The 19549-nt window shown below is 71.4% G+C and carries 16 protein-coding genes and 1 tRNA gene; 12 read left to right on the forward strand and 5 right to left on the reverse strand.

Features of this window, described 5'->3' with window-relative positions:
• Positions 1-104 precede the first annotated feature (104 nt).
• From ACEQ2X_RS08360 to ACEQ2X_RS08385, 6 genes are all read left to right on the forward strand, one after another.
• The gene (locus ACEQ2X_RS08360; RefSeq protein WP_370325345.1) at positions 105-1295 is read left to right on the forward strand and encodes an amino acid ABC transporter permease; all 1191 of its coding nucleotides are present in this window, start codon (positions 105-107) and stop codon (positions 1293-1295) included.
• Between the two features lie 2 nt (positions 1296-1297).
• The gene (locus ACEQ2X_RS08365) at positions 1298-2593 is read left to right on the forward strand and encodes an amino acid ABC transporter permease (protein ID WP_370325346.1); all 1296 of its coding nucleotides are present in this window, start codon (positions 1298-1300) and stop codon (positions 2591-2593) included.
• Between the two features lie 13 nt (positions 2594-2606).
• Positions 2607-3389, forward strand: a complete 783-nt coding sequence (locus ACEQ2X_RS08370; protein ID WP_370325347.1) for an amino acid ABC transporter ATP-binding protein — start codon at positions 2607-2609, stop codon at positions 3387-3389.
• Between the two features lie 132 nt (positions 3390-3521).
• Entirely contained in the window at positions 3522-4283 is a 762-nt protein-coding gene (locus tag ACEQ2X_RS08375; RefSeq protein ID WP_370325349.1) for an SDR family NAD(P)-dependent oxidoreductase, read from the forward strand.
• A 544-nt stretch (positions 4284-4827) separates the two neighbouring features.
• On the forward strand, positions 4828-6165 hold the full coding sequence (locus ACEQ2X_RS08380) for a glycine--tRNA ligase (protein ID WP_370325360.1): 1338 nt from the start codon (positions 4828-4830) through the stop codon (positions 6163-6165).
• A gap of 38 nt (positions 6166-6203) precedes the next feature.
• Entirely contained in the window at positions 6204-7136 is a 933-nt protein-coding gene (locus tag ACEQ2X_RS08385; protein ID WP_370325350.1) for a short-chain dehydrogenase/reductase, read from the forward strand.
• 15 nt (positions 7137-7151) lie between these two features.
• On the opposite strand, the gene ACEQ2X_RS08390 is transcribed toward ACEQ2X_RS08385, so the two are convergent.
• Positions 7152-7493, reverse strand: a complete 342-nt coding sequence (locus ACEQ2X_RS08390) for a hypothetical protein (protein WP_370325351.1) — start codon at positions 7491-7493, stop codon at positions 7152-7154.
• 27 nt (positions 7494-7520) lie between these two features.
• Between ACEQ2X_RS08390 and ACEQ2X_RS08395 the strand changes: the two genes are divergently transcribed.
• Genes ACEQ2X_RS08395 through rpoD form a run of 3 tightly spaced genes read left to right on the forward strand, consistent with a single transcriptional unit; the run spans position 7521 to position 11628 of the window.
• Positions 7521-8537 carry an HD domain-containing protein gene (locus ACEQ2X_RS08395; protein WP_370325352.1) on the forward strand — a complete coding sequence of 339 codons (1017 nt, stop codon included), beginning with the start codon at positions 7521-7523 and terminating at the stop codon, positions 8535-8537.
• Between the two features lie 44 nt (positions 8538-8581).
• Positions 8582-10426 (forward strand): DNA primase, encoded by a 1845-nt coding sequence (gene dnaG, locus ACEQ2X_RS08400; protein WP_370325353.1) that lies wholly within the window; start codon positions 8582-8584, stop codon positions 10424-10426.
• A 26-nt stretch (positions 10427-10452) separates the two neighbouring features.
• Entirely contained in the window at positions 10453-11628 is a 1176-nt protein-coding gene (gene rpoD, locus ACEQ2X_RS08405; protein ID WP_370325361.1) for an RNA polymerase sigma factor RpoD, read from the forward strand.
• On the opposite strand, the gene ACEQ2X_RS08410 is transcribed toward rpoD, so the two are convergent.
• Positions 11625-11855 (reverse strand): hypothetical protein, encoded by a 231-nt coding sequence (locus ACEQ2X_RS08410; RefSeq protein WP_370325354.1) that lies wholly within the window; start codon positions 11853-11855, stop codon positions 11625-11627. The two genes, rpoD and ACEQ2X_RS08410, sit on opposite strands and share 4 nt — an antisense overlap.
• A 29-nt stretch (positions 11856-11884) precedes the next feature.
• On the opposite strand from ACEQ2X_RS08410, the gene ACEQ2X_RS08415 reads away from it, so the two are divergent.
• Positions 11885-12304 carry a hypothetical protein gene (locus tag ACEQ2X_RS08415; RefSeq protein ID WP_370325355.1) on the forward strand — a complete coding sequence of 140 codons (420 nt, stop codon included), beginning with the start codon at positions 11885-11887 and terminating at the stop codon, positions 12302-12304.
• On the opposite strand, the gene ACEQ2X_RS08420 is transcribed toward ACEQ2X_RS08415, so the two are convergent.
• Positions 12286-12358 (reverse strand) — tRNA-Asn (locus tag ACEQ2X_RS08420). The two genes, ACEQ2X_RS08415 and ACEQ2X_RS08420, sit on opposite strands and share 19 nt — an antisense overlap.
• Before the next feature lie 121 nt (positions 12359-12479).
• Between ACEQ2X_RS08420 and ACEQ2X_RS08425 the strand changes: the two genes are divergently transcribed.
• Positions 12480-14723: an NADP-dependent isocitrate dehydrogenase gene (locus ACEQ2X_RS08425; RefSeq protein WP_370325356.1), complete on the forward strand. Its 2244-nt coding sequence runs from the start codon at positions 12480-12482 to the stop codon at positions 14721-14723.
• A gap of 47 nt (positions 14724-14770) precedes the next feature.
• Entirely contained in the window at positions 14771-16045 is a 1275-nt protein-coding gene (locus ACEQ2X_RS08430; RefSeq protein WP_370325357.1) for an alpha-amylase family glycosyl hydrolase, read from the forward strand.
• 154 nt (positions 16046-16199) lie between these two features.
• Here ACEQ2X_RS08430 and ACEQ2X_RS08435 read toward each other — a convergent pair whose 3' ends face one another.
• Both ACEQ2X_RS08435 and ACEQ2X_RS08440 read right to left on the reverse strand, forming a co-directional pair.
• Positions 16200-17657, reverse strand: a complete 1458-nt coding sequence (locus ACEQ2X_RS08435) for an aldehyde dehydrogenase family protein (protein ID WP_370325358.1) — start codon at positions 17655-17657, stop codon at positions 16200-16202.
• 26 nt (positions 17658-17683) lie between these two features.
• A complete protein-coding gene (locus ACEQ2X_RS08440) occupies positions 17684-19360 on the reverse strand; it encodes an acetolactate synthase large subunit (RefSeq protein ID WP_372530554.1) in 1677 nt (558 codons plus the stop codon).
• Between the last annotated feature and the right edge of the window lie 189 nt (positions 19361-19549).

Here is a 19549-nt window from a genome sequence, read left to right on the forward strand (position 1 = left end):
CCGGATCCGCGAGGACGGCATGTCCAAGGAGCCGAGCGCCCCGGACGCGTCTGGGTCTGGTTGACTCAGGCGCCACACCGCCGCCCCACCGACCCGGAGCGCCCGTGTCAACAACCGCGCCCCTGCCGCCGCTGCGCAGCCAGGAGAAGCCGCCCCTCTACCGCGACGTCCGCGTGATCCGCTGGGTGGGGCAGCTGATCGTCCTCGGGTTGATCATCGCCCTGGCCCTCTACCTGTTCGACAACGTGCGGACGAACCTCACGCGGTCGGGCCTGCCGACCGGGTTCGCCTTCCTCGACGGGCGCTTCGGGTCGGCGATCCCCGGGATCGACGGCAGCGCGGCGTTCACGGTCCGCGAGGCGTTCTTCGCCGGCTACCTGAACACCGTCCGGGTGATCCTGTTCGGGATCCCCGGCTGCACGATCATCGGCATCCTGATCGGCGTCGCCCGGCTGTCGGCGAACGGCGCGGTGCGGGCCTTCGGCACCGCCTACGTCGAGATCTTCCGCAACATCCCCGCGCTGGTGTGGATCTTCATCGCCTACTACGCGGTCACCCTCTCGGTCCTCCCGCAGATCACCGAGGCGCCGACGCCGCTCGACGCGTTCGTCATCTCGAACCGCGGCATCGGGATCCCCTGGTTCAACCCGGACGCGAACGGCCTCGCGTTCCTCGGCGCGATCGGGCTCGCCCTGGTCGGCACCGTCCTGGTGGTCACCTGGCGCGGACGCGTGAACGCCCGCACCGGTGCACCGGCCCGCGGCGGGCTGTTCGGCATCATCGCCTTCCTGGTGCTGCTCGCGATCGGCAACTTCGTCGCCGGCAACGCCCTCGCCCTCGACCCGGCCATGGTCGACGGCCGGCAGGTCGGGGGCGGCATGACCGTCGACCCGCGCTACGCCGCGGTCACCGTCGCCCTGACGCTGTACACGGCCTCGCACGTCGCCGAGATCGTCCGCGGCGCGATCCTGGCGATCCACAAGGGCCAGACCGAGGCGGCGAACGCGATCGCGCTGACCACGTTCCAGCGCTACCGGTTCATCATCCTCCCCCAGGCGTTCCGGATCATGATCCCACCCCTCGCGAACCAGTACCTCAACATCACGAAGAACTCGTCGCTGGCGGTGGCGGCCAGCTTCATCGAGATCGCGGCGATCTTCACCCGCATCGTCAACAACGCGGCCCCGGCCGTGCAGGGCGTGGTCGTGCTGATGCTGCTCTACCTCAGCTTCAGCCTGACGATCTCGCTGATCGCGAACGTCATCAACCGCCGTCTGGCCCTGGTGGAGCGGTAGCGATGAGCTCCCTGCGCGCAGAGACCCAGACGCCCGGCAACGAGGACCAGCCGGTCGCGCCCGACGCGCCGCCGCCCCCCGGCAGCGGCGGGGGCCCGGTGACCTTCCTCCGCGAGAACCTGTTCAAGGACGCGAAGAACAGCGTCCTGACGATCCTCTTCGGCCTGTTCCTCGCCTACGTCGCCTACCGGGCGGTCGGGTTCGTCCTGTTCAACGAGAAGGTCGTCGTCGGCGGGGAGACCGTCAGCGGCTGGACCGTCATCCGGGACCGCCTCGAGACCTACATGGTCGGCACGCAGTTCCCGAACGCGGGCATCGGCTACCCGATCCTGTGGATCGCCATCTACACCGTCGCCCTGGCTCTCGGCTTCGGGACCGCGAAGGTGCCCGGCGTGGCCGTGCCCCCGATGCGGACCCGCACCAAGGTCGGGATCATCGCCCCGCCGGTCCTGGCCGTCGCCGTGCTGCTCGGCATGACCGAGACGATCACCCCGACGTTGCTCACCCTCGGGCTGATCGTCCCCTACGTGGTCGGCCAGCAGCTGCCGAGGGTGCTGCCGGACGCGGTGATGGCCCGCAAGGGCCTCATCCTGTCCCTCCTCGGGATCCTCGCGTTCCTCTTCGAGACCGGCTACAACCCGACGAACGTCGACGAGTTCGGCGGCCTGCTGCTCACGATCAACGTCGCGGCGATCTCGATCGTGCTGTGCTTCCCCCTCGGCGTCGTGCTCGCGCTGGTCCGCCGATCGACCTTCACGCTGCTGCGGCCGATCTCGGTCCTGTACATCGAGCTGATCCGCGGCGTCCCGCTGATCACCCTGCTGTTCATGGGCCAGTTCGCGATCGGGTTCTTCCTGCCGCCCAGCGTGGACTCCCCGCCGGACGTGATCCGCGCGATCATCATGTTCACGCTCTTCAGCGCCGCGTACGTCGCCGAGATCGTGCGCGGCGGCCTGCAGTCGGTGCCGAGCGGCCAGACCGAGGCCGGACAGGCCGTCGGCCTCCGGCCCCTGACGATCACCGGCCGCATCGTGCTGCCCCAGGCGCTGCGGAACTCGATCCCCGCCCTGGTCGGGCAGTTCATCAGCCTGCTGAAGGACACGACCCTGCTGGTCATCATCGGCCAGTTCGACCTGCTGGGCGTGTCCGACCCGATCCTCGCCAGCCCGCAGTTCCAGAACCAGGGCTTCGCGCCGGAGGTCTACGCCTTCGTCGCCTTCATGTTCTGGGTGATGTGCTTCTCCATGTCCCGCGCATCGCAACGACTCGAGACCAAGCTTGGAGTTGGAACCCGATGAGAGAGAGCGATCGATGAGCGACGTCGAAGACCTCCGCAAGGGCGCCCTCGAGCCGGGCGGCACCGGCGAGGCCATCATCACGCTGTCCGACGTCGACAAGTTCTACGGCGACTTCCAGGCCCTCCGGGACATCAACCTCGTCGTGGGCCAGCAGGAGGTGGTCGTCGTGATCGGCCCCTCCGGCTCCGGCAAGTCGACGATGATCCGCTGCATCAACCACCTGGAGGAGCACACGAAGGGCACGATCGTCGTCGACGGGATCGAGCTGTCCCAGGACGTCCGCAACATCCAGGAGATCCGCCGGGAGTGCGGCATGGTCTTCCAGTCCTTCAACCTGTTCCCGCACATGACGGTGATGGAGAACATCACCCTCGGGCCCCGGCAGGTCCGCAAGCAGGCGAAGGCGGAGGCGGAGGAGGAGGCCATGCGCCTCCTCACCCTCGTCAAGATCCCCGAGCAGGCCCAGAAGTACCCGGGGCAGCTGTCCGGCGGCCAGCAGCAGCGCGTCGCGATCGCCCGGGCGCTCGCGATGAAGCCGAAGGTGATGCTGTTCGACGAGCCGACGTCGGCGCTCGACCCGGAGATGGTGAAGGAGGTCCTCGACGCGATGCAGGACCTGGCCCAGTCCGGCATGACCATGATCGTGGTGACCCACGAGATGGGCTTCGCCCGGGCCGTCGCCGACCGGGTCGTGTTCATGGCCGACGGCGAGATCGTCGAGGTCGGCACCCCCCAGCACTTCTTCGAGAACCCCACCGAGGAGCGCACCAAGCTGTTCCTGAGCCAGATCCTCTAGCCCGGGCCCCCAGGGGAGGGGGCGGGTCGGCCCGCGCGAGGGGGGTCGTTGGTCCATGCGCCGGCGGGGGAGGGGGCGGACACTCCGAGCACCTGGGTCGATCCACGACCCGCGAGGGCTGAGGAGCAGGACATGGACTTCGATGGGAAGGTCGCCATCGTCACCGGTGCGGCGTCCGGGATCGGCCGGGCCGCGGCCATCCGGCTGGCGGCTGACGGCGCTGCGGTCATCGTCTCGGACGTGGTGGCCGCCGGGGGGAAGGAGACGGCCCGGCTGATCACCGACGCCGGCGGCCTGGCCACCTACGTGCACGCCGACGTCAGCCGCGAGTCGGACGCCGCCGAGCTGGTCGCCGCCGCGAAGGACACCTACGGCGGGCTGGACATCGCCGTCAACAACGCCGGGATCCTCGGCGGGTTCGTGCCGGGAGCGGACATCGCGGTGGCCGACTTCGACCGCATCATCGCCGTCAACGTCCGCGGGGTCTTCCTCGGCATGGTCACCCAGATCCCGGCGATGCGCGAGCGCGGCGGCGGCGCGATCGTGAACGTCGCGTCGGCTGCGGGCGTGCAGGTCCAGCCGCTGGCCGCCGCGTACACCGCGAGCAAGCACGCCGTGGTGGGCCTCACCAAGGGCTTCGCCTGCGACCACGCCGCGGAGGGCATCCGCATCAACGCCGTGGCCCCGGGTGCGGTGGCGACGAACATCGCGTCCCACCTCGACCCGCAGATCCTCGCGGCCATGGGCGACCGGCCCGATCCGAGCCCCCTCGGCCGCGCGGCCCAGCCCGAGGAGCTGGCCAACGCGATCGCCTGGCTCGCCAGCGACGAGGCGTCGTTCCTCATCGGCTCCAACGTGCTGGTGGACGGGGGTCTGACCCTGCGACTCGGCTGAGGTTCGCGTCTACACGTCGTCTGGTGCGCCACGGCAGTGATCCGCACGTCGGTCGGGAGGGTCCCGGACGGCGTGCGGTCGGCCCGGCCCGGCTACCGGACAGCGTGCAGTTGGGCGCGGGCCGATTGCGGGCGGCATGTGGGCACGCTCTGCAGCGGGAGAGAGAAGGCGTCTGCACGTGGCCCGGTTGAGGTAGGGGCGTCTGCACGTGGTCCGGTGCCGCCCGGAGGGGAACTGCACGTGGTCTGGGAGGGCCCCGGGTAACGTGCAGCCGGCCCGGCTCGGCCACCGGAGAACGTGCAGCCGACCGGGCCTCGGCCACCGGAGAGCGTGCAGCCGACCGGGCTCGGGTACCGGACAGCGTGCGGCTCGCCCCCCGACGGCGACGGCGGACGCGGCCCGTATCATTCGCGGTCGCGTCCAGACAGCCCCCGACCGGAGCCTCCCCGTGACCGCCGATCCCCACCTGCCCCCCGCGTTCGACCCCGAGTACCCGCTGGTCGCCCCCGACGCCGACGACGCGATCGAGGGCCACCACACCTCGATGGACACCATCGTCGAGCTGTGCAAGCGGCGCGGGATCATCTTCCAGTCCTCGGAGATCTACGGCGGCCTGCGCGGCGCGTGGGACTACGGCCCGCTCGGCGTGGCCCTGAAGGACAACGTCCGGGCGCAGTGGAAGAAGGACATGTTCCAGCTGCGCGACGACGTCGTGCCGATCGAGGCGTCGATCCTGATGCACCCGCGGGTCTGGGAGGCGTCCGGCCACGTCGCCGGGTTCACCGACCCCCTGGTGGACTGCCGGAACTGCAACACCCGCCACCGCGAGGACCAGCTGCCCACGAACAAGTCCGGGGAGCCGTACTGCCCGAACTGCGGCCAGGCCGGGCAGTTCACGGAGTCCCGCGCCTTCAACCTGATGTTCCGGACGTTCGTCGGGCCGACCGAGGACTCCTCGGCTCAGGTCTGGCTGCGCCCCGAGACCGCCCAGGGCATGTTCGTCGACTACGCCCACGTGCAGCTCACCAGCCGGAAGAAGGTGCCCTTCGGCATCGGCCAGATCGGTCGGTCGTTCCGGAACGAGATCACCCCGCGCAACTTCATCTTCCGGGTCCGCGAGTTCGAGCAGATGGAGATGGAGTTCTTCTGCAAGCCCGGGACGGACGAGGAGTGGCACCGCTACTGGATCCGCCAGCGCTACGACTGGTACACGCGCCTCGGGATCACCCCGGAGAACCTCCGCATCCGGCCGCACGCCACCGACGAGCTGAGCCACTACTCGAAGGGCACCGTCGACGTCGAGTACCGCTTCCCGATGGGCTGGGGTGAGCTCGAGGGCATCGCCAACCGCGGCACGTTCGACCTGACCCAGCACGCGGAGTTCAGCGGCAAGGACCTCTCGTACTACGACCAGGCGGCCGACGAGCGGTACATCCCGAACGTGATCGAGCCCGCGGCCGGCGTCGACCGCACCGCCCTCGCGTTCCTGGTCGACGCCTACGCCGAGGAGGAGGCGCCGAGCGTGAAGGGCGGGACCGAGACCCGCACGGTCCTGCGCTTCCACCCCGACATCGCGCCGGTGAAGGTCGCGGTCCTGCCCCTCTCCAAGAAGGACACGCTGACCCCGACGGCGAAGAAGGTCAACGACCTGCTGAAGCCCCACTTCGTCAACGTGGACTACGACGAGGCCGGGCAGATCGGCCGTCGCTACCGCCGCCAGGACGAGGTCGGCACGCCGTTCTGCGTCACCGTCGACTTCGAGACCGTCGAGGACGACGACGCCGTCACCGTCCGCGACCGGGACACGATGGCCCAGGAGCGCATCCCGATCGAGAACCTGGTCCGCTACCTCACCGACCGGTTCACCGCCGCGAGGTCCTGACTCACCGCCGAGCTGCTACCGATGGTAACATGCCGCGCATGGTCCACCAGCGCGACGTGAGCGGCAAGACGGTCCTGGTCACCGGGGCGGCGAGGGGCATCGGCGCGGCGATCGCCGAGCGGATGCACCGGCGTGGGGCGAACGTCGCCCTGATCGGCCTCGAGCCCGAACGGCTCGCCGCCCGCGCCGACGCGCTGGGCGACCGGGCTGTGTGGGCCGAGGCGGACGTGACCGACTCCGACCAGCTCGACGCCGCGGTCGCCCGGACCGTCGACCGCTTCGGCGGGATCGACGTCGCCATCGCCAACGCCGGCCTGTCCTTCGTCGGCGCCCTGGCGAGCCAACCGGTGGAGCAGTGGGTCCGCACCATCGAGGTGAACCTGCTCGGGGTGTACCGGACGGACCGGGCGGTGCTGCCCCACATCGTCGCCTCCCGCGGGTACCTGGTGAACGTCGCGAGCCTGTCCGCCGTCGCCCACGCGCCGCTGATGAGCGCCTACACCGCCTCGAAGGCCGGGGTGGAGGCGATGACCGACGCGCTGCGCATCGAGCTCGGACCGACCGGCGCGGTCGCCGGGTGCGCCTACTTCGGCTTCGTCGACACCGACCTGGTCCGCGGGGCGTACGAGCACCCGGCCACGAAGGCCCTGAACGGGGTGCAGCCGAGCCTGATCAAGCGCCCCATCCCCCTCGCCCAGGCCGTCGACGCGCTGGAGCGCGGCATCGACCGGCGCGCCCACCGGTTCTGGGCGCCCTGGTTCGTCGGCCCGATGATGGCGGTCCGCGGGGTGCTCCAGCCCCTCCTCGAGCTGGGGATGGGCCAGCGGCGCGAGCAGATCGCGGCGGCGCTGCGCCTGGCCGACCCGGCGCACGCCGCAGCCGACGCCCCACCGGTGGACGACCGGCTGGGCGTCGCGATCCAGGACGGCCACGCCGCCCTCGAGCACGGCTCGGCCCGCGACCTGGTCTGACCGCCCCGGATCCGGCTAGTGCCAGCCGCCCCAGCGGCGGTACGGGTCGGGGTCGTCCACCTCGCCGAGGCGCTCGCCGGTGTCGGCCGTCCCCCCGCTGCGGATCAGTCGGGCCAGGTCGTCCTCGATCCGCTCGCCGCGCTCCATCACCTGGGCGATGCCGCGGGCCATCCACACGACCAGGCGGAGGGCCGCGCCGGCGATGAACGTGAGGATCCAGGCCACGATCGCGAAGGGCACGTCGCCGCGCCGGAACAGCTGGGCGCCCGCGACGACGCCCGCCACGCCGACGACGACGATCAGGCCGTCGGCGACGCGCGCGGCGGTCACCAGCTCACGTGGCTTCACGGGTTCCACAGGACCGCCGATGCTAGTCTGCGGGACGTGCCCGATCCTCGTTCGTCCCGCGAACGCACCGAGGAGCTGGAACGCGCGAGCCTCTCGGCGTGGGCCACGCTGTCCGCCGAGTCGAAGGGCCGCGAGCAGCCCGAGGAGCCGGATCCGCTGCGCACCGCGTTCCAGGTCGACGTGGACCGGATCGTGGCCTGCGCGGCGTTCGAGCGGCTGACCGACAAGACCCACACGCTGCTCGCGCCGCGGGGCGAGCGGTACCGCTCGCGGCTCGACCACACCCTCCGCGGGGCCCGGATCGCCCGCACGATGGCGCGGGCCCTCCGCCTCAACGAGGACCTGACCGAGGCGATCGCGCTCGGCCGCGACCTCGGCGCGACCGCGTTCGCCCGCGCGGGCGAGGACGCCCTCAGCCTGGTCGCCGACGAGCCGGTCCGCCACAACCACCAGTCGGTCCGGGTCGTCGACGTCCTCGAGTCCGACGGGGCCGGGTTGAACCTCACCTGGGAGGTGCGCGACGGCATCGGCGCCCACACCCTCGACGCCCCCAGCCCGGCGACCCGGGAGGGTGAGGTCGTCCGGTTGAGCGACCGGATCGCCCACCTGACCGGCGAGCTCGCCGACGCGCTGTCCGCAGGGGTGCTGCTGCCCGACGACCTGCCCGACGACATCGTGGTCGGCTGGGGCGCCGACCCGGACGCGTGGGTCCGGACCCTGACCGCCGACGCGGTGAAGGCGTCGACCGACACGCCCGAGGTGCGGCTGTCGCACGTGGCCTGGTCGACACTCGAACGCCTCGACGTCTTCGTCACCGAGCGGATCGCCGAACGCCACGGGGCGCAGGCGGAGCGTGCGCGGGGCAGCCACTGCCTGTCCAGCCTGGTGGTCTTCTACGTCGACAACGTCCGCCGGCTGCCGGCCGCGCACCGCGGTGGACCGGACCCCGCGGTGGTCCGGGTGATCGACTTCGTCGCGTCCCTCTCCGACGTCCAGGCGCGCCGGCTGTTCGAGCGCCTGTTCCTGCCCAGCCGACAGCCGCACCGGTCATGAGCGCGCCTAGACTCCGGCTCCCGCACCACCGGTGAGGAGACCACTTGGCCGGACGGATCAACGACGAGGACATCCAGACGCTCAAGGAGCGCCTCGACATCGTTGAGGTCGTCCAGCCCTACACCGCGCTGAAGCGGTCCGGTGCCGGGTTCATGGGGCGCTGCCCCTTCCACGACGAGAAGACCCCGTCGTTCTCCGTCCAACCCCGCGGGTTCTTCCACTGCTTCGGCTGCAACGTCGGCGGGGACACGATCGCGTTCGTCCAGGAGATCGAGGGGCTCAGCTTCACCGAGGCCATCGAGAAGCTCGCGCGCCAGTTCGGCGTCACGCTCCGCTACGAGGAGCTGCGGCCCGGCCAGCGCGCGGCGCTCGGCAAGCGGACCCGCCTGCTCGAGCTGACCGCCGAGGCCGACGCCTGGTACCGCGAACAGCTGAAGGGGCCGGCGGGGGAGGGGGCGCGGGCCTACCTCCGCGAACGCCAGGTGCCGCCGGGGGCGTGGGAGGTGTTCGGGCTCGGCTGGGCGCCGGACGCCTGGGGCGACCTGAGCGACCACCTGATGGCGAAGGGCGCCTCGACGGAGGACCTGGTCGCCGCCGGCCTGGCCACCAAGGGCCGCCGTGGCGCGGTCGACCGGTTCCGCGCCCGGCTGCTGTTCCCGATCCGCGACCAGCGGGGGCAGGACGTCGTCGCCTTCGGCGGGCGGATCCTCCCCGGCGGCCCGCAGGTCACGAAGATGGACGGGGCGACGCCGAAGTACATCAACTCGCCGAAGACCGACGTCTACGACAAGTCGGTCACCCTCTACGGCCTGCACCTGGCCCGCCGCGAGGTCGTCAAGCGCCGCGAGGTCCTCGTCGTCGAGGGCTACATGGACGTCATCGCGCTCCACACCGCCGGGATGGGCAACGCCGTCGCGCCCTGCGGCACCGCCCTGACCGAGCAGCACTTCACCCTCATCCAGCGCATGGACGCCCGGGTCACCCTGGCCCTGGACGCCGACGCGGCCGGCTTCGACGCGGCCGAGCGGGCCCGGGAGCGGGCGGAGACCGCCGGCATCACCGACCTCGGGGTGCTGGTCCTGCCCGAGGGCCAGGACCCCGCCGACCTGGTGACCGGCGGCGGGGCCGAGGCCGTCGAGCGGGCCCTCGCGGGGCGGAAGACCGCCGTCGAGTTCCAGATCGAGCACCTGCTGCGCAGCGCGGACCTGTCGACGCCCGAGGCGAAGACCGGCGCGTACCGGTCCACCTTCGACCTGCTCGGCAAGATCGACGACGCCGCCCTCCGGTACCACTACGTCTTCAACGTGGTCGCGCCCGCCGTCGGCCTGCCAGCCCAGCGCATCGAGGACGAGCTGAACCGGGCCCACCCGCTGACCCGCGCGGCACCGCAGCGACCGGCACCGGCGCGGCGGCAGAGCACCGCCCCGGCCGCGCCCCGCGACCCGCAGCTGCAGCTCGAGCGCGAGGTCCTGCAGGTCGCCCTGCAGGTCCCCGAGGCGCTGCCCGACGACTGGCAGATGCTCGACGAGTCGGTGTTCACCGCCGAGGTCAGCCAGGTGCTGTTCCGCGCGATCAGCCGCCACGGCGGCGACCTCGACGGGATCCTCGACGCGATGCCGGACGACGACATGCGGTCGCGGGTCCGCAGCTTGGCCGCCTCGGAGCTGACCGTCGACACCCAACCGGCGCAGGTCGCGTGGCTGATCGACGCCCTGCGGGGTCGCGATGCCCGGCGGCGGTGGGAGGCGGCCAGGGCGCGGCTGCAGGAGGGCGGGGAGCACCTCGGCCCCGACGAGCGCGCCCACCTGATGCGGGACATCGGCGAGCTCGAGCGGGTCTGGCGTGCCTACCAGCGACGTGACGTCCACGCACGGGAGGGCCGACCGTGAGCGCGAGCGCCGACCCCACCCCGCAGGTGACGACGACCGACCTCGACGTCCACGTGGCGCTGCTCGACCACGTCGCCGTCACCGACCTCCTCAACCTGGGCCGGAGGCGCGGGTACGTGACGCCGGAGGACATCGACGACGTCGTCAGCGGCGCCGACCTCGACCGCGACGGCGTGCGGGCCCTGCACGACCTGCTCGAGGAGGAGTCGATCGAGCGGCGCCGGCCGTCACCACGGCCCCGGCGAGAACCGGCGTCGCAGCGCTCACCCGAGCTGGTGGTCTCGACGACGACCGGCGACCCGGTCCGCATGTACCTGCGCGAGATCGGCCAGGTCGAGCTGCTGACTGCCGAGGAGGAGGTCGACCTCGCCAAGCGGTACGAGGCGGGGCTCGCCGCCGGCATCCGCCTCGCGGCCATCGGGGACCGGCTCGACCCGGCCTCGCGCCGCCAGCTGCTCCGCATGCAGCGCGGGGGCGAGCGGGCCAAGGCGCGCCTGGTCGAGGCCAACCTGCGGTTGGTCGTGTCGATCGCCAAGCGGTACGTCGGCCGGGGCATGGTCCTCCTCGACCTGATCCAGGAGGGCAACCTCGGCCTGATCCGCGCGGTCGAGAAGTTCGACTTCCGGAAGGGCTACAAGTTCTCGACCTACGCCACGTGGTGGATCCGCCAGGCCATCACCCGGGCGATCGCCGACCAGGCCCGCACCATCCGGATCCCGGTGCACATGGTCGAGACGATGAACAAGGTCATCCGCACCCAGCGCCAGCTCCACCAGGTCCTCGGACGCGAGCCGACGTCGGCGGAGATCGGCGCCGAGCTCGACCTCGAGCCGGACAAGGTCGAGGACATCCTGCGGATCAGCCAGGAGACCGTCAGCCTCGAGACGCCGGTCGGCGGTGAGGACGACGCCTTCCTCGGGGACTTCATCGAGGACGAGCACGCCGTCATGCCGGTCGACGCCGCCAGCGTCCAGATGCTGCAGGAGCAGCTGCGGGGCGTGCTGCACACCCTCACCGAGCGGGAGCAGCGGGTGATGATCCTGCGCTACGGCCTGGACGGCGGGGACGTCCGCACCCTCGAGGAGGTCGGCAACGAGTTCGGCGTCACCCGCGAGCGGATCCGCCAGATCGAGGCGAAGACGCTCGCGAAGCTGCGCCACCCCTCGCGCAGCGACCAACTGCGGGACTACCTGCAGGACTAGCGCGCGTCCTCGTCTCGGAGGACCGACGCGACCTGGGCAGCCGCCGGGAACTCCTGCTGCGCGGTCTGCCACGCACCCTGGAGACCGCCCTGCAACGACTTCGCGGTCTCGGACCGCATGGCCGTGTCGAACGTGCGCCGCAGCTGCTCGTAGCGCTCACGTCCCGCCTCGGTGCCCATGACGTAGCCCGTCGCGAACCCGATCAGCACCCCGGTCTTGAAGCCCATGGTGACGACGCTACCCCGATGTGGGTCCGATGGTGCATCCTGCCGCCGTGGGCGCAGGAGGGGAGGGATCGGTGGACGTGGGGCGCGAGCCGGACGGCGTGTGGCTGCTGACCGAGGGCCGGCGCGATGACGGCGAGGCACGGGAGATCCGCGTGGTCGTGGTCGCCGCGGGCGAGGACGCCGGGGACTGGCAGGACGCGACGTGCGCGATCACGATCACGCCCAACCCGCCGTCAGCGGACGGCCACACGTTCACCGGCGCGCTGCGCGGCACCCCGGCCACGATGGTCCTGCGCTTCCCGACCGATCCCGCCGCGGCGCTCAGGCCCGGGAGCTACCGCGTCCGGGCCCGGATCTCGACGGGGGAGCGGACCATCGACCGCCTCGGCTGGGTCGACGTGCCTGACGACGGTGTCCCGCACCTGGAGAGCTCCGAGGGTGGGACTTGAACCCACAACCCTTCGATTAACAGTCGAATGCTCTGCCGATTGAGCTACCTCGGAATGGATGCCGAAGTCTGCCATGCGCGGTCGGGGTCTTCCACGCGGGTGGATCGACCGCCCCGCGCGCGTGGGTAGAGTCCCCGGACACGACCGGCCCGCGTCCACCACGACGGAAGAACCCATGACTGACGCCTCCAAGATCATCTACACCTACACCGACGAGGCCCCGGCGCTGGCCACCCACTCGTTCCTCCCCATCGTCGAGGCGTACGCCGGCGCGTGCGGCGTCGCCATCGAGACCGCCGACATCTCCCTCGCGGCGCGGATCCTGGCGGTCTTCGGCGACCACCTGACCGAGGAGCAGCGGGTGCCCGACGCCCTGGCCGAGCTGGGTGAGCTGGCCAAGACGCCGCAGTCGAACATCATCAAGCTGCCGAACATCTCCGCATCGATCCCGCAGCTCAAGGCGGCCATCAAGGAGCTGCAGGCCAAGGGCTTCGAGATCCCGGACTACCCGGACGAGCCCTCCACGGACGCCGAGCGGGACGCGAAGGCGCGCTACGACCAGGTGAAGGGCTCCGCGGTGAACCCGGTCATCCGCATGGGCAACTCCGACCGCCGCGCCCCCGCCGCGGTGAAGCAGTACGCCCGCAACAACCCCCACTCGATGGGTGAGTGGTCGTCGGACTCCACGTCCCACGTCGCGAGCATGTCGAGCGGCGACTTCCGCTCGCACGAGAAGTCCGTCACGGTCGCGGAGGACGGCGCGGTCAGCATCCGCCTGGTCGGCGCCGACGGCGAGACGACGGCCCTGGCGGAGTCCGTCGAGGTCGAGGCCGGCGAGGTCCTCGACGCGACGTACATGTCGAAGGCCGCGCTGCTCGACTTCCTCCGCGAGCAGGTCGCCGACGCCGACGACAAGGGGGTCCTCTTCAGCCTCCACATGAAGGCCACGATGATGAAGGTCTCCGACCCGATCATCTTCGGCCACGCCGTCCGCGTGTTCTTCGCCGACGTCTTCGAGCGCTACGCCGACGAGCTCGAGCGGGCCGGCGCCAACCCCAACGACGGGCTGGGCGGCGTGATCAGCGCGGTCGAGCAGAACCTGGACGCCGACACCGCGACGGCGATCACCGACGCGATCGCCCAGCGGATCAAGCAGGGTCCGGACCTGGCCTACGTGAACTCCCACAAGGGGATCACGAACCTCCACGTCCCCTCCGACGTGATCATCGACGCCTCCATGCCGGCGATGATCCGCAGCTCCGGGCAGATGTGGAACGCCGACGACGAGACCCAGGACACCAAGGCGGTCATCCCCGACTCGAGCTACGCGGCGCTGTACGCCGAGACGATCGACTTCTGCCGCGAGAACGGCGCGTTCGACCCGACCACGATGGGCACGGTCCAGAACGTCGGCCTGATGGCGCGGAAGGCCGAGGAGTACGGCAGCCACGACAAGACCTTCGAGATCCCCGCCGACGGGACCGTCCAGGTGGTCGACTCCGCTGGGAACGTGCTGATGGAGCACCGCGTCAGCCGCGGTGACATCTGGCGGGCCTGCCAGACCAAGGACGACGCGATCCGCGACTGGGTCAAGCTGGCCGTCACCCGGGCCCGGGCGACCGGCTGGCCGGCGGTGTTCTGGCTGGACGACGAGCGCGCCCACGACGCCCAGCTCATCGAGAAGGTGAACACCTACCTGGGTGAGCACGACACCGACGGTCTGGACATCCGGATCATGGACGTCGCAGAGGCCACCCGGTTCTCCCTCGAGCGCGCGAAGGCCGGGGAGGACACGATCAGCGTCACCGGCAACGTCCTGCGCGACTACCTGACCGACCTGTTCCCGATCCTCGAGCTCGGCACCTCGGCGAAGATGCTGTCGATCGTGCCGCTCATGGCCGGCGGCGGGCTGTTCGAGACCGGCGCCGGCGGTTCGGCGCCCAAGCACGTGCAGCAGTTCACCGCCGAGAACCACCTGCGCTGGGACTCCCTCGGGGAGTACCTGGCCTTGGCCGTCTCCCTCGAGCAGGAGGCCGACCTGACCGGCAACCCCGGCGCGAAGGTGCTCGGCGAGGCGCTCGACGCGGCGACGGCCCGGTACCTGCAGGACGGCAAGAGCCCGTCGCGCAAGGTCGGGGAGCTGGACAACCGCGGCAGCGCCTACTACGTCGCCCTGTACTGGGCGCAGGCCCTGGCCGAGCAGTCCGACGACACCCGCCTGGCCGAGGTGTTCGCGCCGCTCGCGAAGGAGCTGGGGGAGGCGGAGGACACGATCGTCGCCGAGCTGGACGACGTGCAGGGCCAGCCCGTCGACGTCGACGGCTACTACTACTGGGACCGCGCCAAGGTCGACGAGGCGATGCGGCCGAGCGAGACGTTCAACCGCATCCTGTCGGACTTCGCCGCGAGCAGCAGCTGATCGGCGCCGCGCCGCACCCCCGGCTCCGAGGGCGCACCGCCTACGCGGTGCACGCCCTCGGGGCGCTCGGCTGCCCGCAGGCCAACGTCGACCCGACGGGGGAGGGACCGGTCGCCCACCGGCTGCGCCGACTGGTCGAGTGGGTCGACCACCTCGACGACCTGGGCGTCGGCGCGCTGCTGCTGACGCCGATCTTCGCGTCGTCGACGCACGGCTACGACACCGCCGACCCGTTCCGCATCGACCAGCGGCTTGGGGACGACACCGACCTCGAGGCGCTGCTGGCCGCCTGCCACGACCGCGGGATCCACGTCGTGCTGGACGGGGTCTTCAACCACGTAGGACGGGCGTTCGGGCCGTTCGCCGACGTGCTGGCCCGGGGACGCGACAGCGACTGGGTCGACTGGTTCCGGATCGACGTCGAGGGCGACGGGCCGGACGGGTTCGCCTACGACACCTTCGAGGGGCACGACAAGCTCGTCGCGCTGGACCACACCAACCGCGCGGTGCTCGACTGGGCGGTCGAGGTGGCCTGCCACTGGCTGGACCGCGGGATCGACGGGTGGCGACTCGACGCCGCCTACGCGGTCCCGACGGACTTCTGGGCCGCGTTCGCCGACCGGGTCCGGGAGCGGCACCCCGACGCGTGGCTGCTCGGGGAGGTCATCCACGGCGACTACGCCGCGTTCGTCGAGGCGTCGCACCTCGACACGGTCACCCAGTACGAGCTGCACAAGTCGGTGTGGAGCGCGATCGACGACGCGAACCTGCACGAGTTGAGCTGGAACCTGACCCGCCACGCGCGGTTCTGCCGCACGTTCGCGCCGTTCACGTTCCTCGGCAACCACGACGTGTCCCGGATCCTGACCAAGCTGGACGACCCGGCCCACCTGGGCCACACCCTCGCGGTGCTGTTCACCGTCCCCGGCACCCCGTCGATCTACTACCTGGACGAGCTCGCCGCGCGAGGGGAGAAGACCGAGCGGGAGGGAGGGGACGACGCCATCCGCCCGCCCCTCCCCGACAGCCCCGACCCCGTCGACGACGAGCAGGCCCGCACCCTCGACCTGTACCGCCACCTCATCGCCCTCCGACGGGCCCGGCCGTGGCTGGACGACGCCACCCTCGAGGTCCTGCACGTCGAGGACACCCAGATCCAGATCGGCCTGACCGGCGACGACCACGCCATCGAGGTGCTGCTCAACATCGACCCCGACGAGCCCCTCGCCCCCGAGAACGCGTGGCACGGCATCGCCGGGCACGGCGTCGGCGAGCGGGTCAACGAGATCCCCCCGGGGACCTGGGCCATCCTCGAGCGCTGACCATCCCCTCAGATCTGAGCCCTGGGTGCACCGGCGGAGCTGACCCTCAGATCTGCGGTCAGTGGCGCGCGACCGGCCCCTCAGATCTGAGCACCGACCGCGCCGGCGGAGCTGACCCTCAGATCTGCGGTCCTGTGGGGCCCGCCGATGGAGATCACGGCGCCGGCAGGACGATCAGCTTCTCCGCGGTCATCTCGGCCAGCGTGTGGGGGATCCCGCCGAGGCCGAGGCCGGACACCCGGCGACCGCCGAAGGGCATCCAGTCGACCCGGAACGCGGTGTGGTCGTTGACCATCACCGCATTCGCGTCGATCCGCTGGGCGGCGTACATCGCCCGGGTCACGTCGGGGGTGCAGATCGACGCCTGGAAGCTGAACGGCACCTCGTTGGCGGCGGCGATCGCGGCGTCCAGGTCCGCCACCCCGACGACGTCGACGACCGGTCCGAAGACCTCCTGGGACCGCACCTTCGCCCCGACCGGCGGGTCGACCAGGATGGTCGGGGCGTAGCACTGCCGGTCGAGCGCCGCGCCGCCGGCCACCAGCGACGCGCCGGCCTGCACCGCCTCGTCCACCCACGCGGCCACCCGGTCGGCCTCGGTCTGGGTGATCAACGGCCCGACCTCGGTCGCCGGGTCGGTCGGGTCCCCCACGACCAGTCGGGCCACCGCCGCGCGCAACCGGTCGACGAGCTCGTCGCGGATCGCGCCGACGGCGAAGACCCGTTGCACCGACACGCAGACCTGACCGGCGTGGTAGTAGCCGCCCTTGACGATCTTCGGGACCAACGCGGCCAGGTCGGCGCCGGCGTCGACGATCAACGGCGCGGCGCCGCCGTGCTCCATCGCGCAGCGCACCCCATCCGCCACCTTCCGGCGCAACCCCCAGCCGACCTCACCGGACCCGATGAAGGTGAGGAACGCGATCCGCGGATCGGTGACCAGCGACTCGGCCACCCGGCCGGGCATCGGCAGGCACACCGACCACTCCGGCGGCAGCCCGGCCTCGATGAGCAGGTCGACGAGCGCGTGGGCGCTCAACGGCGTCGCGCTCGCCGGCTTGACCGCGACCGGGCACCCCGCGGCGACCGCCGGGGCGACCTGGTGGACGATCAGGTTGAAGGGGTGGTTGAAGGCGCTGACCGCCGCGACGAGGCCGATCGGCTCGCGGGTGGTGAACGCCAACCGGCCGGCTGCCGCGGCCGTGGCCCGCATCGGGACCTCCTCGCCGTGCAGCCGCACCCCCTCCTCCGCCGCCAGCTCGAGGCCGTTGATGCCCCGCGCCACCTCGACGCGGGCGTCGGCCAGCGGCTTGCCGCCCTCGAGCGCGACCTGCAGCGCCAGCGCCTCCGCCCGATCTGCGGCCAGCGCGGCCGCCCGCCGGAGGATCGCCGCCCGCTCGTGGTGGGGGAGGTGACGGGCCCGGTCGGTGAACAGCGCCCGCTGCACCCCGAGTACCTGGTCGACGACCGTCGCGTCGGCCAGCTCGACCTCGCCGACGACGTCGCCCGAGAACGGCGAGCGGACCTCGGCCCAGTCGCCCGTCGACCCGACCCGCAGGGGGATCCGGTCGACGGCGGCGGTGGCGGCGGGTGGGGTGGCGATGTCGGTCATGGCGGCTCCTCGGCTCCTCGGGCGCGTCAGTGCGCGACGACCTGGCCGAGGCGCTTGGTCAGCCGCATGTTCTCGGAGTAGTCGATCGGCACGACGACGACCGACGGCCGGTCGGTGACGGCGAACGCCTCGGTCAGCGCGGGCCGCAGCTCGTCGGTCGACTCGATCCGGACGGCGTGGCACCCGAAGCCCTGGGCGACGGCGACCAGGTCGTGGTGGCGCATGGTGGTGTGGCTGGTCCGGCCGAAGTGCGCCTCCTGCTTCCAGGCGATCAGCCCGTAGGCGGAGTCGTCCCACACCACGTAGGTCGGCGCGATGCCGTACTGGAAGGCGGTGTCGAGCTCCTGGACGTTCATCATGAACCCACCGTCGCCCATCAGCCCGACGACGCGGCGGTCGGGGTGGACGAGCTTCGCGGCGATCGCCCCCGGCAGGGCGATGCCCATCGAGCAGAAGCCGTTCGAGATGATGCACGTCCCCGGCTCGTAGGTCGGGTAGTGCCGGGCGGTCCACATCTTGTGGGCGCCGACGTCGGAGATGAGGATGTCGTCGTCGGCCAGCTCGGCCCTGATGTCGTGGAGCGCCCGCTGCGGCTTCACCGGGAAGCCCGGGTCCATGGCGTGCTCCTCCAGGATCTCGAACTCGAGGGTGCGACGCATGCGGGCCAGCGCCTCGGTGCCCTTGTCGCGACAGGCGGCGGTGAGGGACTCGTTGATCTGCCACAGGGCGTTGGCCAGGTCCCCGACGACCTCGACGGCGGGCCGGTAGGCGCTGTCCACCTCCGCGGGCTCGAAGTCGATGTGGATGATGTCCTTCGGCGTGCCACCGTCGCCCACGACGTTCCAGCGGTCCGGGTGCCACTCGGTGAAGTCGTAGCCGACGCAGATGACGCAGTCGGCGTCCTCGAACGCGTCGATCACGTGGTCGCGCGCGCCCAGCCCCGCCGCGAACAGCGACTGGGGGTGGCGGTCGCTCACCGCGCCCTTCGCCATGAACGTGGTCGTCACGTACATGCCGGTCTCGTCGATCAGCCGGTTCAGCTGCGTGGTGACGCGCGTCCGGACGCAGCCGTGGCCGGCCAGGACGATGGGCCGCTCGGCCGCGGCGATCAGCTCCACGGCCCGGGCGACCGCCTTGTCCTCCGCCGCCGGCCGGCGGACCTTCATGCCCGGGACGATCGGCTCGTCGTCGACGTCGGCCTTGGCGACGTCCTCGGGCAGCTCGATGTGGGTGGCGCCCGGGTGCTCGGCGCGGGCCAGCTTGAACGCCTTGCGGACCACCTCGGTGGTGTTCTGCGGCGCCCAGATCGTCGCGCCCCACTTGGTGACCGGCTCGAACATCTTGGGGACGTCCATCGCCTGGTGGCTGTCCTTGTGCAGCCGCGTGGTGGCGCCCTGGCCGGTGATGACCACCACGGGCGAGTTGTCCATGTCGGCGTTCGCCACGCCCGTGATCAGGTTCGTCGCCCCCGGTCCGAGGGTGCCGAGGCACACGCCGGGCTCGCCGGTCATGCGGCCGTACAGGTCGGCCATGAACGCCGCGCCCTGCTCGTGGCGGCAGATGATGAACTCGATGTCGCTGTCGAGCAGCGAGATCATCACGTCGGCGTTCTCCTCGCCGGGGACGCCGAAGACGTAGCGGACACCCTCGGCCTCGAGGCACCGCAGGAACAGGTCGCTGACCTTCACGCTCACTCCGCTCACGCGCACCCGCTGGGACGGCGCAGTCTCCCGCCGACCCGCACACCGGTCAACGGCGTGTCATCGACTCGTGAGGGTGACCGGGCTCCTCACCGTCTGTTCCAGTTCCGTGACACCCCTGGAGGGAACATCACTCCAAGTAGTACGATTCCGAACGGCCGTTGGCGGTTCGCCCCGGGAACCAGGCGGGGC

The organism is Euzebya sp. (genome assembly GCF_964222135.1).
Taxonomy (GTDB): domain Bacteria; phylum Actinomycetota; class Nitriliruptoria; order Euzebyales; family Euzebyaceae; genus Euzebya.

Coding starts and splice junctions, on each gene's coding strand:
- ACEQ2X_RS08365 (WP_370325346.1), top strand. CDS start 1,298: ATGAGCTCCCTGCGCGCAGAGACCCAGACGCCCGGCAACGAGGACCAG.
- ACEQ2X_RS08370 (WP_370325347.1), top strand. CDS start 2,607: ATGAGCGACGTCGAAGACCTCCGCAAGGGCGCCCTCGAGCCGGGCGGC.
- ACEQ2X_RS08375 (WP_370325349.1), top strand. CDS start 3,522: ATGGACTTCGATGGGAAGGTCGCCATCGTCACCGGTGCGGCGTCCGGG.
- ACEQ2X_RS08380 (WP_370325360.1), top strand. CDS start 4,828: ATGGACACCATCGTCGAGCTGTGCAAGCGGCGCGGGATCATCTTCCAG.
- ACEQ2X_RS08385 (WP_370325350.1), top strand. CDS start 6,204: ATGGTCCACCAGCGCGACGTGAGCGGCAAGACGGTCCTGGTCACCGGG.
- ACEQ2X_RS08410 (WP_370325354.1), bottom strand. CDS start 11,855: ATGGGCTTCAAGACCGGGGTGCTGATCGGGTTCGCGACGGGCTACGTC.
- ACEQ2X_RS08415 (WP_370325355.1), top strand. CDS start 11,885: ATGGTGCATCCTGCCGCCGTGGGCGCAGGAGGGGAGGGATCGGTGGAC.
- ACEQ2X_RS08425 (WP_370325356.1), top strand. CDS start 12,480: ATGACTGACGCCTCCAAGATCATCTACACCTACACCGACGAGGCCCCG.
- ACEQ2X_RS08435 (WP_370325358.1), bottom strand. CDS start 17,657: ATGACCGACATCGCCACCCCACCCGCCGCCACCGCCGCCGTCGACCGG.